This is a genomic window from Rhodoferax sp., from assembly GCF_028714215.1.
Classification (GTDB): Bacteria; Pseudomonadota; Gammaproteobacteria; order Burkholderiales; family Burkholderiaceae_C; genus Rhodoferax.
In genome coordinates, this window is record NZ_JAQTMS010000037.1 from 37172 (window position 1) to 52155 (window position 14984).

Sequence of the window (14984 nt, forward strand, 5' to 3'; positions counted from 1 at the left end):
TCTTCCAATACTACAGACAAGTCTGTAGTATGTCAATCATGCGCACCCCATCCGCCCTCCGTTCTCCGCAAAATCCAGCATCTATCGGCCGCGCCGGCGCGGCGTCGAAACGCTCACCGAAAGCGGCCGCAGAGCCGGCGCCGGACGTCCGCAAACGCATTCTTGACACCGCTTCCACCCTCTTCTACCGGCTTGGCGTGCGCGCCGTCGGTGTCGATCTGGTGGTGCAGCAAGCCGCCGTTGCGAAAACCAGCCTGTATCGCTACTTCCCCACCAAGGACGACCTCATCGTTGCCTTCCTGGAGCGCGAGGATCTCGAGTTTTGGGCGCTGTGGGACAGCGTCGCCGAGCAACACCCTGACGACCCTGCTGGCGAACTGGACGCCCACATGCGCTGGATCGGCGAACGCCTGGCGCGTTCGAACTACCGAGGCTGTCCCCAGATCAACGTGGCGGCCGAGTTTGCCGAGCAGGACCACCCGGCCCGCCAAGCCTCGCAGCGACATATGCAGGTACTGCGAAGCCGCCTGAAAGACATCGCCAAGCGGCTGGGCGCACCCCGACCCGACCAACTGGCCGCGCAGCTCGCGGTGCTGGTTAATGGCGCCTTCGTCAGTTCTGCCCTGCTCAGCCCAAAGGAAGCCACTGACGTGTTGCTCGGATCGCTAAAGGCGCTGTTGGTGGCGGCGCGAGTAGGCGGTTAAATGAGGTTGCTCGGGCTGGCGTCGGCAAAGGCAGTATGAAGCAGCCGAAGTTTCAAGGAACCGTCGGATATGTGGCCCGCATGACCGGTGGTGTGGGAGGGAGGGGCCGTGAGGCTAACCCTTCTACTCGGACTAGGATGACTTCTACCCGCATCAGCCAGCACATAAGGGCGCCCCGCGCAAGCGTCTATCGCGCGCTTCTTGATCCACGCGCGGTCGCAATCTGGAAAGTGCCCGCTGGTATGACCTGCCACGTGCATGCATTCGACGCTCGCGAAGGCGGCTCTTTCCGAATCTCACTGACTTACGACAAGCCGACAGGTACCGGCAAGACAACCGCGCACACCGACACGTATCACGGCCACTTCCCGAAACTCGTGGCCAACGAGCGGGTCATCGAAGTCGATGAGTTCGAGACGGAAGATCCCGCGCTCCGCGGCGAGATGACCATCACCATAACGCTCACCGATGCCGACGGTGGAACCAATCTTCTCGCCGTGCACGATGGACTCCCGCCCGGCGTATCGTCGACCGACAACCAGACCGGCTGGCGGATGGCACTTGCGAAGCTTGCCGCGTTTGTCGAGGCAGGTGGTTAAAACGTGTCGTCCAACCACTTGGTCGCGCTGACCCGCTGCGGCATGGCGCCTGGGCCGCATGGCGTCCTCGTTTATCATCCGCCACGCTGCCCCGGCGCCATGCCCCCAGCGGCGACGCTTCGCAAATAGGCGGCTGGATCGATATTTCAATTCTGCAAGAGGTAGCCATGCACAGGAGCCGTTTGAGCAACATCATCATTGACTGCCAGACTGACGACATTGACGCAGCCGCTCGCTTCTGGTCGGCTGCGATCGGCCGGACGGCGGAGGTCGATGCCGATGCAAGTGAGCCCTATCGGGAACTTGAGGGTCCGCCTGACGAGATGAAGATCTTGGTTCAAGCGGTTCAGCATCCCAGCCGTGTCCACCTGGACATAGAAACCGACGACGTGGAAGCGGAGGCCGCACGCCTGGAGAGGCTTGGCGCGAAGCGGGTGGCAAAAGTAAAAACATGGTGGGTCATGGAGGCTCCCACCGGGCAGCGTTTCTGTGTCGTGAGGCCTCAACGTCCGGACTTCGCGGAGCGGGCCAATGTCTGGCCGAGCGCAATGGGCGCCTTAATCCTTCAGAAAGAAACTCTATGAACCGCCATCGCCTTACGCTTTGCACCCTGATCGGGTGTGCGCTTTCCACCGCATCGCTCGCCGCCGGCACCACGGATGCTGCCGCACTCCTGGCCGCGCAGCGTCAATCAATGCAGCCGCTGAGCATCTTCGATGGTGCGTGGCGCGGTCCGGCAAAAACCATTGGGGCTGACGGCAAGGAGATCAACATCACGCAAACCGAACGCGTCGGCGCCCTCCTGAATGGAACCATCAGGGTCATCGAGGGGCGTGGCTACGCGCCAGATGGAACCAGTCCATTCAATGCCTTCGCAGTCATCTCGTACTCACCACAAACCGCCAAGTACAACTTCCGCTCCTACGCGCAGGGCTATTCGGGAGACTTCCCGCTCGAGGTCAGGTCCGACGGCTTCACCTGGTCCATCAATGCCGGCCCTGCAACGCTACGCTACACGGCCACAGTGAAGGACGGCGTTTGGCTAGAGATCGGCGAGCGCATTGTGGAAGGTCGGCCTCCCGTCAAGACCTTTGAAATGACCCTGCGTCGCATCGGAAACACCGATTGGCCAGTTGCCGGGTCGGTCCAGCCACAGTAACTGCAGGCAGCTCCTGGAATGGACCCGGCGTGGTTACGGCGCCGGCTCGCCCAGCGCCATCGCCGCGAACTGACGTGCGAGGCGGGCCAGGGCTTCGTATTCGCGGCCGTCGTTGCGGTTGCGCAGCAGCGCCACCGTCAGGCCGGGGCCGGGCAGGTAGAGCAGGTGCGCGGCGTGGCCAGGGACGCTGCCGGAGTGGCTCAGTTGCTCGCGGCCGTTCAGCGGGCCGTGATCGATGCCAAAGCCGTAGTTGCCGACCGGCCCGCGCGGCGTCACCAACTGCTGGTAGGTCGCCGGCGTCAGCACGCGACCCTCATGCAGGGCGCGGTTCCACTTGAGCAGGTCGTCCAGCGTCGACACCAGCGCCCCGGCCGCGTGCTCCCATGTGATGTTGGGGGCCACGCGCCGGACCCGGCCCTCCCGCTGTGCGTAACCGGAGACAATCGAGGGGCCTGTGCAGTAGCAGGTGTCGCGCATGCCCAGCGGGCGAAACAGCGTTTCCTCCAGGTACGCGTGCCACGGTTTGCCGCTGGCACTCTCGATGATCTTCCCGACCAGGATGTAGCCCGAGTCGTTGTAGGCGAAGCGCTCGCCGGGCGCGAAGGCTGGGGCCTGGTTCTTGAAGGCGTTTATCAAGGCGTCGGTGCTGGCTTGCAGCGGCAGCAGGCCGGGCGGCGTCTGGGCCATGTCCGGCAAGCCGCTGATGCCCGAGGTGTGGTTGAGCAGTTGGGCCACGACGATGCGGTCGCCATTGGGAATGTCCGGCACATAGCGCGCCAGCGTATCGTCCAGCGAGACCTTGCCGGCCTCGACCAGTTTCAGGAGACCGACCGCCGCCATCTGCTTGGTCAGCGAGCCGATGTGGAAGCGGTCGTTGGGCGTCAGTGGCCGGCCGGCTTCGGTTTCGGTGCTTCCGCGTGCCGCGCGCCACAGCACCGTGTCGCCCCGCGCCACCAACACCACGGCGCCTGGCGCATCGGCGGCGTACGTCTGCTCCAGCAGCCGCTGCGCCTGGTGTGCGAAATCGTCCGCTGCGGGTGGTGCCGCATGCAGCGGCAACGCGGCCGCCGCGAACGCCAACACCAAGCAACACCGCCGCCATGCTCTGCCCAACATCATCTTCTACATCCTTCACGTTATTGTCCGGGGCGGGATCGTATCACTCCACAGCAGCACTCCTGCTCAAAGTTGTCAGATCGGCTGCAATCCGAGCGAGAATCGCTGCTCATCATGAGAACCCTTGTGAACACTCAACCTACCATCCCGGGCGTTGATCCGAAATACCCCCTATGCAAGACCTTCTCGGACAAGTTGCCTTGATTTCAGGTGGCACCACCGGCATCGGTCTCGCTTCAGCCAAGGCGTTCGTTGCCCGCGGCGCCAAGGTGGTCGTGGCCGCGCGGAATTCGGCTCGGGGTGTTCAGGCGGAGCAGGAACTCATACGGCTTGGCGGCGAGGCAGCCTTCCACAGGTGCGACGTGACCGACCCGGCATCGGTCAAGGATCTGGTGGCGTTTGTGGTGGATCGGTTTGGTCGGTTGGACCACGCCGTCAACAGCGCCGCCTACGATTCACAGCCTTGCGCCGCACACGAAGTCCCCTGCGAAGAGGCGGGCAAGGCCATTGCCGTCGACGTTCTGGGCGTCTTCCATTGCATGAAGTACGAAATCGAGGCCATGCTTCGGCACAGCGGCGGGACCATCGTCAACGTCTCATCGGTCAACGGTCTGTCAGGCGCTCCCACGGCAGCGGTCTACAGTGCCGCCAAGCACGCGGTCATCGGCCTGACCCGTTCCACGGCAAAGGAATACGTTGGCCGTGGAATTCGCATCAATGCGGTGTGCCCCGGCGCAACCGAAACACCGCGGCGCGAACGCCGCACGGCGCACCTGACCGCGCAGGAACGACGAGACCATCAGGAGCGGCTGTCCCAGGCCATCCCGATCGGGCGGCTGGCCAGGGCCGAGGAGATCGCCGACGCGATTCTTTGGCTCAGTTCCCCGACCTCGTCCTACGTGGTCGGTCACAGCCTGGTCGTTGATGGCGGCCTGCACGCCTGAAGTTTTTGCCAACGCATTGCCGATTCAAGTCGTTCAAGTGACCTGACTGATACCTCCCTGTAGCCAACAAAATAGCATGACCACAACAGACGCCGACACCTTGTCCACCCTGATCCGAACACGCCGCAGCGCCCGGGATTTTTCGCCAAGGGCGATACCCGAGGACTTGCTGAAAACGGTGCTGGAGGACGCCAACTGGGCGCCGAGCTGGTCCAACACGCAGCCTTATCGTGTTGCAGTGGCGTCGGGCGAATTGCGTGATCGCCTTTCCGCCGAACTGTGCGAACTGTTCGACTTGGGCATGGCGGCTCAAAAAGGGGGCCTGTGGGCCAAGCTGAAGTTGCTGCTGAACCGACGCGGAATTCCGGACGGCGACTTCCCGACCCAATTCAAATACCCGGATGACTTGCAAGCGCGCCGGCGTGCCACCGGCGGCGGGCTTTACGAATTGCTGGGGATTGGTCGCAAGGACCTGGCCGCGCGCGACCAGCAGATGCGGCGCAACTTCGAGTTCTTCGGTGCGCCGACCGTGCTGTTCCTTTTTGCGCACAAGGGCCTGCATGAATTCTCTGTGCTGGATAGCGGCGTATTCCTGCAAACGCTGATGCTCTCCGCCCACGCCAATGGGTTGGCCACTTGTGCCCAGGGCGCACTGGCAACCTGGGCCAGTCCGGTGCGCGCGGCATTTCGAATCCCGCCGCAGTACCAACTCATCTGCGGCGTATCCATGGGTTACCCTTCGCAGGCACCGGTCAATCAATACAACCCGGGGCGGGGGAATGTCGGGCAACTGCTGGTTCCAACCAGCTGACCGTTGCGCCTGTGCATCCCTGTGACCCAGCCAACCCGAACCCGGCACAGGCCTAAGCTGGCCCGGCTTTCGGGCTATAGTATTTGCGGCGCAACACCTCGCCTGCCCCGGCACGCGACCGGATCGAGGCGGATGGGCCACCAGATTCATCGGAGTACAGAAATATGGACATGCCTACCGTATCAGGCCCTGCCAGCCGCGCGCCCAGAGCGCTCGCGCTGACGGCCGTTCTCTGGCTCGCATTCGCCACGGCGCACGCCGGCAACTGCGAGGACATCCGCGCCAGGATTGACGCCAAAATCAAGACCACCGGCGTTGAAAAATACGCGTTGACCATTGTCGATGCTGCCGCAAACGCCCCGGGCAAGGTCGTCGGCAGCTGCGACCTTGGCAGCAGAAAGATCGTCTACAACAAAGACCCTTCAGCCAACCAGACTCCCGCGGCACCGCCCTCCCCCATCCGATCCAAACCATCCTCGCCGAATTCGTCGGCCATCCTGACCGAATGCAAGGACGGATCGGTTTCGGTCGGTGGCGATTGCCGGAAGTAGAAATCGGAGCATCGCCATGGTCATTAACGGCAAATGCCACTGCGGCAATATCGCTTTTGAGCTTGAGTGGAAAGGGGACCCGGTGGAGATTCCGGCGCGCGCTTGCGGCTGTTCGTTCTGTGTCAAGCACGGTGGCGTCTGGACCTCCAACCCGCATTCCAGGCTGGCAGTCCGCGTGCGCGATGCCGCACTGGTGTCAAGCTACCTCTTTGGCACCCGCAGCGCGACGTTTCACGTCTGCTCGCGCTGCGGCGTCGTGCCGCTGGTGACCACTGAAATCGAGAACCATCTTTACGCGGTGGTCAACGTCAACGCGCTGGAAAATGTCGACCCCTCCCGGTTGCGCCGGGCAACTGCCGACTTCGAAAGCGAAGCACTTGAGGCGCGCTTGGCACGCCGCCAGCGCAACTGGATTGCCGATGTTCGCATCGCTGTGGGAGGGCCTGCAGCGGACACCTCGCCGGCGACGTTGACCAGCTCTTCAGGCCTCAATGAACCAGCGTCGCACCCTCACCTCGGCCGCCGTGGCATTGGGGCCTGACCCTTCACGCCTACCCATGTTTGTCGGCAGTCGTCAAATGCTGATCCAGGACGCAACCCAGGGCGTCTCGTTTCCTGCCGTCGTCCTGTATCCGACGGATGAGCCTTCCAGGCCGACGGCTTTCGGTCCATTTGCCATGGACGTCAGCCGTGATGCACTGGTCGCACAAGGTCAGTTTCCTCTGGTAGTGGTGTCCCACGGAACGGGTGGTTCGCATCTTCTCTACCGAACCATCGGTACCCATCTTGCGAAGAACGGCTATGTTGTCGCCATGCTTGAGCATCCAGGTAACAACCGGAACAACAATGAATTGGAGGGCACTCACGAGAACCTGGTAAACCGGCCGCGGCATGTCCGGCTGACGATCGATGCGCTCATTGCCGATGCGCAGTTCAGCGCTTGTCTGCGACAGCACAAGGTCGCGCTTCTCGGGCACTCATTGGGCGGCTATACCGCCCTGGCAGTCGCAGGCGGCACACCCTGGTCGGAGGCTCGGAAGAAAGTGGAGGTGGTGGCCGATGCCCGTATTCGCGCCCTCGTTTTGTTGGCGCCGGCCGCTGCGTTCTACCTTCCCGAAGACTCGTTGCGTCATGTGAATGTTCCAATTCTCATGCTCGTCGCGGAGCATGACGCGTTTACGCCCAGGTGGCACACCGACGTGGTGCGGGACCGCGTTCCTGACCCGGCTCAACTCACCTCCAGAGTCGTTGAAAACGCGGGGCATTTTTCTTTCCTGAGTCCGTTCCCGCCGCAAATGAAAAATCCAGGCTTTCTCCCATCCACCGACCCGGCGGGTTTTGACCGCGAGAAGTTTCACCAGCAGTTGCCCGCTGAGGTACTCGATTTCCTTGACCGAAGCCTGAAGGATTCTTGAACCCAAGGTGATGCTCAGCCCGCGCCGTGGGACGCGTGGTTCGGGTCTTTTGGATAAACTCTGGACGCAGTTTGGCGCCGTCCAGGCAGCTATTTTTTTCCCGTCCCACAAGGCTCACATGTCAGAACAAACAAGACCTATCGCCGTCACCGCAATGGAGGTGCCGGCCCGCACCAAACCCTCCGTCTACCCTGAACCTTTCGCGTCGCGCATGGCGGGCCGGGAGAAACGCACCCTGGGCGATCTGTTCGGCCTGAGCAACTTCGGCGTCAACCTGACGCGGCTGGCGCCTGGCGCCGTCTCGGCCCTGCGCCATGCGCACAGCCGGCAGGACGAGTTCGTCTACATCCCTTACGCATGAGGCGGTAACAGACATGCAGACACCCGTCAGCGGCGCCAGCAGGATACTGGGCGTGGTGGCCGACCCCGTCAGCCAGGCCAGATCTCCCGCCATGGCCAACGCCTTGCTCCAGCAGCGCGGACTTTTTGGCTCGTTCGTCCTGTTGCCGATGCACGTGGCTGCGGCAGGCTTTCCGGCCTTCATGGCAGGCTTGCGCACCCTCCAGAATTTCGCCGGGACCATCGTGTCGATGCCGCACAAGGTGGTCGCCTGCGACTTGGTCGATGAACTGACGCCGGAGGCGCGTCTGGTCGGCGCCGTCAACGTGGTGCGCCGCAACGCCGACGGCAGCCTGCTGGGAACCATGCTGGATGGCGAAGGTTTTGTGGCCGGGCTGGCGCGTGCCGGGCACATGGTGCAGGGAGTCGATGTTCTTCTGGTGGGCGCCGGCGGTGCCGCGTCGGCCATTGCGTTTGCGCTGGCCAAACACGGCTGTGCCTCGTTGTGCCTGCTGAACCGCACGCCGCACCGGGCGCAGGCCTTGGCGCAGCGCGTCAGCCAGGCTTTTCCGCAGGTCAAGGTAGCCACGCAAGACCATCCGGCCGCGCACTACCGCCTGGGCATCAATGGCACCTCTCTGGGCATGAAGGCTGGCGATGAGTTGCCACTTTCCGCCTCGCAGGTCGGGCGTTGTGATCTGCTGGCCGAATGTGTTCTGGCACCGGAGATGACGCAGTTGCTGACACTGGCGCCCGGCCAGGGGAAAACCATCCACACCGGGATTCCCACGCTGGCAGCTCAGATGGACTTGATGCTGTCGTTCATGGGTGCCGGTTGAGTTGCCGTTGGACCGTTGCACTTCCACCAAGGCGATGGAGATTCCATGAAATTGCCGCACCTGGCCCTCTGGACAGCGGTGCTGCTGGCAACCGCCGGCGCCAGCGCCGAGGAGCCTGAGCGGCAGAACTATTTTGAAGATCCTTTTCTGCAGGTGACCGGCGCACTGGCGGCCTGCCCGAAGCAGGAGGGACCGAAGATCACCCTGGCCGAGATGCGGGCGCAGACCCATTGGCGGGCCGAACGCGGCACCAGTTGCTATCAATCCGGCCGTTGCCGCCTGCCCAACTCGTACCTGTACGACAAGGAAATCATCCCAAGGGTCAAGCAGGCGATCCTGGCCGATGGCCGCTTCACCGACAGCAGCATCTGGGTCGAGGGGCAGCGGCGCTGGGTCTGGTTGAAAGGCTGCGTCGCCCGGCCGGAGCAGGTTTTGGCAGTCGAGCAACTGGTGCGCAACATCGACGATGTCGAGGCCGTGATCAACCAGCTTACCGTCATCGGTCGGTAGCGCGCCATCGCCTCTTCCGCATTGCCGAAATATCGGCAATCGACTTTTATTTGGCCGGCACCACGGTCACGCTCTCGCGCAGGATACCGCCGCCAGCGACACTGCCTTCGACATGGCCCTCGCCGCGCACGCGCGCCTCGCAATCGATGCGGTCATCGCCTTTCTGGGCCTCGCAGCGTCGCAGGGCGTTCTGCTGGTACTGGCCAGGGGCGTCGTTCAGACCACCGCGCCTGGCTTCGGCCAAGGCGTTGCGCGCTTCCAGGCGGCAGGTAGCGGGGTCCTGGTTTGATGTTCCGCTGTTGCACACCGCGATGTCCTGCCGGTAGCGCGCTTGGGCATCGGACGCGGTACCCGCGTTCACCGCCAGCGCCGTGCTGACGCAAAGCAAGGTGCCGGCCGCGGCAAGGACGAGGTTGTAGAACATGATTGAAGTGCTGGACATGATGGACTCCTGAGTGTGCTTGCAGCTTAGGGCGGGAATCCCGCGTCGTCTGTGCGCTCGCGTACCGAGTGCGACGGGTGGCGAACCGATAATCAGCACGGCTCTTGAATTTCCTCGACCCAGGACAGACGCAGCACCATGAAATCATCACGCCATCACCGGGAACGTCACCGCACCGACCGCATTGGCTGGTTGCGCGCCGCCGTGCTGGGTGCCAACGATGGCATCGTCTCCACCGCCAGTCTGGTGGTCGGTGTGGCGGCGGCCAGTGCCAGCCATGGCGCCATTTTGCTGACCGGCGTGGCCGGGCTGGTGGCCGGAGCCATGTCGATGGCCGCCGGTGAGTATGTCTCGGTCCATTCGCAGGCCGACACCGAGAGTGCCGATCTGTCGCGTGAACGCGCCGAGCTTGAACTTGATCCCGCCGCCGAACGCGGTGAGCTGGCCGCCATCTATGTTGCGCGGGGGCTGGAACCCGATCTGGCGCGGCAAGTGGCCCAGCAACTGATGCAACACGATGCCCTGGGTGCCCATGCGCGCGATGAACTGGGCATCTCCGAAGCCCTCAGTGCGCGGCCGGTTCAAGCCGCATTGGCCTCGGCCGCCAGCTTCGCGGTTGGTGCGCTGCTGCCCTTGGCCATAACGGCTTTGGCACCCGCGACCGGCCTGATGGCCTGGGTGTCCGGGACCTCGCTGGTGTTCCTGGCCTTGTTGGGCGCCGTCGCCGCCCGGGTTGGTGGCGCCGCCATTCTGATCGGCGCCTGGCGGGTCACTTTCTGGGGCGCGCTGGCGATGGCGATCACAGCTGGCGTGGGGGCCTTGTTCGGTGCGGTTGATTTGCCCTAAGCAGCCATGCCTTCATGCAAGATCAACTGGAGGACAGCGCACTGATATGACCTCTCTGGCTACTCTGCTGACTGAAGTCCGCGCCTGCACTCTTTGCGCCGAGCATTTGCCGCTGGGCCCGCGCCCGGTGCTCCAGGCATCGGCGTCGGCCCGCTTCCTGATCGCGGCCCAGGCACCGGGCAGAAAAGTCCACGAAACGGGACTGCCTTTCAACGACGTCAGCGGCGACCGGCTGCGCGACTGGCTGGGGATCTCGCGCGAGGTGTTCTACGACGCCAGGCAAGTCGCCATCGTGCCGATGGGTTTCTGCTTCCCCGGCACCGGCCGGGCCGGCGATCTGCCGCCGCGACCGGAATGCGCGCCGGCCTGGCGCGCGGCGCTGCTGTCGCACCTGAAAAACATCCGCTTCACACTGGTCATCGGCCGCTACGCGCAGGCTTATCACCTGCCGCACCAGGGCCGTTCCGTCACCGAGGTGGTCCAGGCCTGGCGCCGGCACTGGCCTGATACGGTGGCCTTGCCTCATCCCAGCCCGCGCAACAATCGATGGCTGCGGCGCAACCCCTGGTTCGAGCAGGAGCTATTGCCCCTGGTGCGCGAGCGCGTCGCCGCAGTGCTGGCGCAAGCCGGATAATTTTATTTTGAACTTTGGCAAAGGAGATGAATCATGGTCATTCGCGTTGTTCGGCTGGGTAGCGCCAGGACGGCGGACGAAGGCACCCGCATCGGTACCGTGCGGCGTCCGCCCAGAGGGGTTCCAAAGTCCCAGTTCGCGGCACAGAACTGGTACGACGTCTGGTTCCCCAACCTGGCGCCCAGCGTTGAAACCATGAAGCTGGGGCAGCACGCCGGCACTGCGGCGCAGTGGACGGCATTCGGCAAAAAGTACCGCAGCGAGATGGCAACACCGGACAACGCCCACGCCATCGAGTTGCTGGCCCAGCTGTCGCACCAGACCAACTTTTCGGTCGGCTGCTACTGCGAGAACGAGGCGCACTGCCACCGTTCGGTGCTGCGAGCGCTGCTGGTCGAAAAAGGCGCCAAGCTTGAATAGTTGATGAGCACGAAACCAATTTCCGCCCCTGAACAGCGGGTTAAAAGCGGGCCGGCGACGCTCCCGGCGACCCATGCCGCCACCGAATTGCAGGAACTGGCGAACCTGGGACCCAAGTCGGCGGCCGCTGGCATCAGGTCGTTCCAGCACCTTGCGCAACTGGGCGCCATCGCCGCCTATGTCATGACCAAGCGCTCCGGCGCCAAGGTCAGTCTCAATCTCCTGTGGGCCATCGAAGGCGCCTTGACCGGGGTCCCGTGGCAGACGGTGGCCAGAGAGCAGCGCACCAGCCTTCTGCTGGCGCTGGAGACCCATGAATCAGATCTTCGACAGGTCCGGTCAAGCGCTTAAATATCGGGACGGCGAAGCGTGACCGCCACGCCGGCAAGTCAGCCGGCGTAGTTCATTGCCAGCAAGCGTTGGCGCGCGCTGGCGTACTCGCGCTTGAGCTGGGCCACATAGTCGGCCGTGCTCTGGACCTGGCTGATGGCGCCAATGCCTTGGCCGCAGCCCCAGATGTCTTTCCAGGCTTTGGACTTGTCACCGCCGAAGTTCATCTTGCTGGGGTCGCTTTCCGGCAGGTGCTCGGGGTCCAGGCCGGCGTTGCGGATGCTGGGCGCCAGGTAGTTGCCGTGCACGCCGGTGAAGAGGTTGCTGTAGACGATGTCGTCCGAGCTGGAGTCCACGATCGCCTGCTTGTAGGCGTCGGATGCGCGCGCCTCCTGCGTGGCGATGAAGGCGGAGCCGATGTAGGCAAAGTCGGCGCCGGCCGCCTGCGCCGCCAGCACCGCGTCGCCGGTGGAAATGGCACCGCTCAGGACCAGCGGTCCGTCGAACCACTGGCGGATTTCCTGGATCAAGGCAAACGGGCTCTTGACGCCGGCATGGCCACCAGCCCCTGCCGCCACGGCGATCAGGCCGTCTGCGCCCTTCTCGATCGCCTTGTGGGCGTGTTTGTTGTTGATGATGTCGTGCAACACCACACCGCCATAGGAGTGGGCGGCGGCATTGATGTCTTCCCGCGCACCCAGGCTGGTGATGATGATCGGCACCCGGTACTTGACGCACAGCGCCATGTCGTGCTCCAGCCGGTCGTTGCTCTTGTGCACGATCTGGTTGATGGCAAACGGCGCTGCCGGCCGCTCCGGATGGGCCTGGTTGTAGGCCGCCAGCGTCTCGGTGATCTCGATCAGCCATTCTTCCAGTTGCGCCGCCGGGCGCGCGTTGAGCGCCGGCATGGAGCCCACCACGCCGGCAAGGCATTGGGCGATCACCAGCTTGGGCGTGCTGATGATGAACAAGGGCGAGCCGATCACCGGAAAGGGCAATCGATCCAGCGGCGCGGGAAGTCTTGACATGGTTGTTTCCGATCAGAATGAATCAAGCGCCAGTGCCGTCACGCTGTCGGCGCCTTCGACGATGGCGTCGCGAAGGCCGGGGGCCTTGGTCAGCAGGTGGTCGGCATAGAAGCGCGCGGTGCCGATCTTGGCCTGCATGAAGGGCACATCGATCCCTTTGGCGATCTCCTCCTGCGCCACCAGCAAGGCACGCGCCAACTGCCAGCCGGCCATCAAGTTGCCGGCCAGCATCAGGTAGGGCACGCTGCCCGCATAGACCGCGTTGGGGCTGGCCTTGTTGCCGACCACGAAGTCCACTACGTCGACAAAAGCTTCGCGTGCCGCCTTCAGACGTTTCGCCACCGTCTGGGCGTCGGCGCTGCCGCTCTTGATGAGCTGGCCTTCCGTCGCTTCGATCTGCGCCGCCAGCGCTTTCGCAGTCCGGCCGCCGTCACGCGCCGTCTTGCGCCCTATCAGGTCATTGGCCTGGATCGCGGTGGTGCCCTCGTAGATGGTCAAAATCTTGGCATCCCGGTAATACTGGGCGCAACCGGTTTCCTCGATGTAGCCCATGCCGCCATGCACCTGCACCCCCAGCGAGGTGACCTCCAGGCTCATCTCGGTGCTGTAGCCCTTGACCAGCGGCACCATGAATTCATAGAACAGCTGGTTTTGCTTGCGCGTGTCGGCATCCGGGTGATGGTGCGCCGCATCGTAGGCGGCGGCGGCCACCGTGGCCATGGCACGGCAACCCTCGGTGTAGGCGCGCATGGTCATCAGCATGCGTCGCACGTCAGGGTGATGAATGATGGCGGCGCTGGCCATGATGGAGCCATCGACCGGGCGGCTTTGCACCCGCTCCCTGGAAAATGTAGCGGCGGTCTGATAAGCCCGCTCGGCAATCGCAATGCCTTGCACGCCGACACCAAAACGGGCCGCGTTCATCATGATGAACATGTACTCCAGGCCGCGGTTCTCCTGGCCTACCAGGTAACCCACGGCGCCTCCATGATCGCCGAACTGCAGCACCGCCGTCGGGCTGGCCTTGATGCCCATCTTGTGCTCTATGCTGACGCAGTGCACATCGTTGCGCGCGCCCAGCGAGCCATCCTTGTTGACCTGGAACTTGGGCACCACGAACAGGCTGATGCCTTTCACGCCTTCCGGCGCGCCGCTGATGCGGGCCAGCACCAGATGGACGATGTTCTCGGCCATGTCGTGCTCGCCCCAGGTGATGAAGATCTTGGTGCCGAACACCTTGTAGCTGCCATCGGGTTGCGGCTCGGCCCGGCTGCGCACGGCCGCCAAATCGCTGCCGGCCTGCGGTTCCGTCAGGTTCATGGTGCCGGTCCATTGGCCGCTCACCAGTTTTTCCAGGTAGATCGCTTTGAGCTCGTCCGAGCCGGCCGTCAGCAACGCCTCGATGGCGCCATCGGTGAGCAGTGGGCACAGGGCAAAACTCATGTTGGCCGAGTTCTGCATCTCGCCGCACGACGCGCCTATGGTTTTGGGCAAGCCCTGGCCGCCAAAATCGACCGGGTGTTGCAAGCCTTGCCAGCCGCCTTGCGTGAACTGCTGAAACGCCTCCTTGAAACCCGGTGTGGCGGTGACCTTGCCGTCGTGCCAGCTCGAAGGGTTCTTGTCGCCCTCCCAATTCAGCGGGCTGAGCACGCCTTCATTGAACTTGGCGGCTTCTTCCAGCACCGCCTGAGCGGTCTCGAAACCGGCGTCCTCAAAACCTGGCAACTGGGCTATTTTTTCAATATCGGCCAGGTATTTGATATTGAAATACATGTCTTTGAGGGGGGCTACATAGCTCATGTCGAATCTCCAAATAGGAAGGCAAATATACCCAACGCCTGATCACCCGGTCATCCCGGCGCAGGCCGGGATCCAGCGGGGCGCGCCAGCGTGGATTGCGGCTCAAGGCCGCAATGGCAGACCTACAGCGCAGCCACCAACTCCGGCACCGCGACAAACAAGTCAGCCTCCAGGCCATAGTCGGCCACACTGAAGATCGGCGCTTCGGGGTCCTTGTTGATGGCCACAATGACCTTGGAGTCCTTCATGCCGGCCAGGTGCTGGATGGCGCCGCTGATGCCGGCGGCAATGTAGAGCTGGGGCGCCACGATCTTGCCGGTCTGCCCGACCTGCCAGTCGTTGGGCGCGTAGCCGGCGTCCACCGCGGCCCGGCTGGCGCCGATGGCGGCACCCAGTTTGTCGGCCAGCGGGGTCAGGATTTCGGTGAACTTCTCGGCTGAACCCAGGGCCCGGCCACCGGCCACGATGATCTTGGCGGCGGTCAGTTCCGGGCGGTC

Annotated in this window: 21 protein-coding genes; 16 read left to right on the plus strand and 5 right to left on the minus strand. The window is 63.6% G+C overall.

What is annotated here, in order from left to right; translation table 11 throughout:
• Positions 1-38: 38 nt before the first annotated feature.
• The 4 genes from PHS32_RS16180 (at position 39) to PHS32_RS16195 (ending at position 2462) form a co-directional block, all read left to right on the plus strand.
• Positions 39-704, plus strand: coding sequence for a TetR/AcrR family transcriptional regulator (locus PHS32_RS16180; protein WP_301080080.1), 666 nt, complete (start codon positions 39-41; stop codon positions 702-704).
• A gap of 137 nt (positions 705-841) precedes the next feature.
• Positions 842-1303, plus strand: coding sequence for an SRPBCC family protein (locus PHS32_RS16185; RefSeq protein ID WP_301080081.1), 462 nt, complete (start codon positions 842-844; stop codon positions 1301-1303).
• 182 nt (positions 1304-1485) lie between these two features.
• Positions 1486-1887: a VOC family protein gene (locus PHS32_RS16190; RefSeq protein ID WP_301080082.1), complete on the plus strand. Its 402-nt coding sequence runs from the start codon at positions 1486-1488 to the stop codon at positions 1885-1887.
• Positions 1884-2462 carry a DUF1579 domain-containing protein gene (locus tag PHS32_RS16195; protein ID WP_301080083.1) on the plus strand — a complete coding sequence of 193 codons (579 nt, stop codon included), beginning with the start codon at positions 1884-1886 and terminating at the stop codon, positions 2460-2462. Before PHS32_RS16190 ends, PHS32_RS16195 begins: the two co-directional genes overlap by 4 nt.
• A 33-nt stretch (positions 2463-2495) precedes the next feature.
• On the opposite strand, the gene PHS32_RS16200 is transcribed toward PHS32_RS16195, so the two are convergent.
• Positions 2496-3545, minus strand: coding sequence for a serine hydrolase domain-containing protein (locus PHS32_RS16200; protein WP_301080084.1), 1050 nt, complete (start codon positions 3543-3545; stop codon positions 2496-2498).
• A gap of 206 nt (positions 3546-3751) precedes the next feature.
• Here PHS32_RS16200 and PHS32_RS16205 point away from each other — a divergent pair, with 206 nt between their 5' ends.
• The 8 genes from PHS32_RS16205 (at position 3752) to PHS32_RS16240 (ending at position 8987) form a co-directional block, all read left to right on the plus strand.
• Positions 3752-4522: a glucose 1-dehydrogenase gene (locus PHS32_RS16205; RefSeq protein WP_301080085.1), complete on the plus strand. Its 771-nt coding sequence runs from the start codon at positions 3752-3754 to the stop codon at positions 4520-4522.
• Positions 4523-4598: 76 nt separating this feature from the next.
• A complete protein-coding gene (locus PHS32_RS16210; protein WP_301080086.1) occupies positions 4599-5333 on the plus strand; it encodes a nitroreductase in 735 nt (244 codons plus the stop codon).
• 170 nt (positions 5334-5503) lie between these two features.
• Positions 5504-5884, plus strand: a complete 381-nt coding sequence (locus PHS32_RS16215; RefSeq protein WP_301080087.1) for a DUF1161 domain-containing protein — start codon at positions 5504-5506, stop codon at positions 5882-5884.
• 16 nt (positions 5885-5900) lie between these two features.
• Complete coding sequence (locus PHS32_RS16220) at positions 5901-6425, plus strand: hypothetical protein (RefSeq protein ID WP_301080088.1); 525 nt, start codon at positions 5901-5903, stop codon at positions 6423-6425.
• Positions 6376-7299, plus strand: a complete 924-nt coding sequence (locus PHS32_RS16225) for an alpha/beta fold hydrolase (RefSeq protein ID WP_301080089.1) — start codon at positions 6376-6378, stop codon at positions 7297-7299. The genes PHS32_RS16220 and PHS32_RS16225 overlap by 50 nt, the downstream gene beginning before the upstream one ends.
• A gap of 118 nt (positions 7300-7417) precedes the next feature.
• Positions 7418-7660 (plus strand): hypothetical protein, encoded by a 243-nt coding sequence (locus PHS32_RS16230; protein ID WP_301080091.1) that lies wholly within the window; start codon positions 7418-7420, stop codon positions 7658-7660.
• A gap of 13 nt (positions 7661-7673) precedes the next feature.
• Entirely contained in the window at positions 7674-8477 is an 804-nt protein-coding gene (locus tag PHS32_RS16235) for a shikimate dehydrogenase (protein ID WP_301080092.1), read from the plus strand.
• 45 nt (positions 8478-8522) lie between these two features.
• A complete protein-coding gene (locus PHS32_RS16240; RefSeq protein WP_301080093.1) occupies positions 8523-8987 on the plus strand; it encodes a BON domain-containing protein in 465 nt (154 codons plus the stop codon).
• 46 nt (positions 8988-9033) lie between these two features.
• Here PHS32_RS16240 and PHS32_RS16245 read toward each other — a convergent pair whose 3' ends face one another.
• Positions 9034-9429: a hypothetical protein gene (locus PHS32_RS16245; RefSeq protein WP_301080095.1), complete on the minus strand. Its 396-nt coding sequence runs from the start codon at positions 9427-9429 to the stop codon at positions 9034-9036.
• 138 nt (positions 9430-9567) lie between these two features.
• Here PHS32_RS16245 and PHS32_RS16250 point away from each other — a divergent pair, with 138 nt between their 5' ends.
• From PHS32_RS16250 to PHS32_RS16265, 4 genes are read left to right on the plus strand one after another with little or no spacing between them, the layout of a single operon-like run.
• Positions 9568-10275 carry a VIT family protein gene (locus tag PHS32_RS16250; RefSeq protein WP_301080096.1) on the plus strand — a complete coding sequence of 236 codons (708 nt, stop codon included), beginning with the start codon at positions 9568-9570 and terminating at the stop codon, positions 10273-10275.
• A 46-nt stretch (positions 10276-10321) separates the two neighbouring features.
• Positions 10322-10909, plus strand: a complete 588-nt coding sequence (locus PHS32_RS16255; protein WP_301080097.1) for a uracil-DNA glycosylase family protein — start codon at positions 10322-10324, stop codon at positions 10907-10909.
• 33 nt (positions 10910-10942) lie between these two features.
• On the plus strand, positions 10943-11329 hold the full coding sequence (locus PHS32_RS16260) for a DUF488 family protein (RefSeq protein WP_301080098.1): 387 nt from the start codon (positions 10943-10945) through the stop codon (positions 11327-11329).
• Between the two features lie 3 nt (positions 11330-11332).
• The gene (locus PHS32_RS16265) at positions 11333-11680 is read left to right on the plus strand and encodes a TfoX/Sxy family protein (protein ID WP_301080099.1); all 348 of its coding nucleotides are present in this window, start codon (positions 11333-11335) and stop codon (positions 11678-11680) included.
• 38 nt (positions 11681-11718) lie between these two features.
• Here the strand turns inward: PHS32_RS16265 and PHS32_RS16270 are convergent, their stop codons facing one another.
• From PHS32_RS16270 to PHS32_RS16280, 3 genes are all read right to left on the minus strand, one after another.
• The gene (locus PHS32_RS16270) at positions 11719-12687 is read right to left on the minus strand and encodes a nitronate monooxygenase family protein (RefSeq protein ID WP_301080100.1); all 969 of its coding nucleotides are present in this window, start codon (positions 12685-12687) and stop codon (positions 11719-11721) included.
• A 12-nt stretch (positions 12688-12699) separates the two neighbouring features.
• Positions 12700-14487 (minus strand): acyl-CoA dehydrogenase, encoded by a 1788-nt coding sequence (locus PHS32_RS16275; protein ID WP_301080101.1) that lies wholly within the window; start codon positions 14485-14487, stop codon positions 12700-12702.
• A gap of 122 nt (positions 14488-14609) precedes the next feature.
• On the minus strand, positions 14610-14984 hold a 375-nt coding region (locus PHS32_RS16280; protein ID WP_301080102.1), incomplete at its 5' end, for an FAD-binding protein.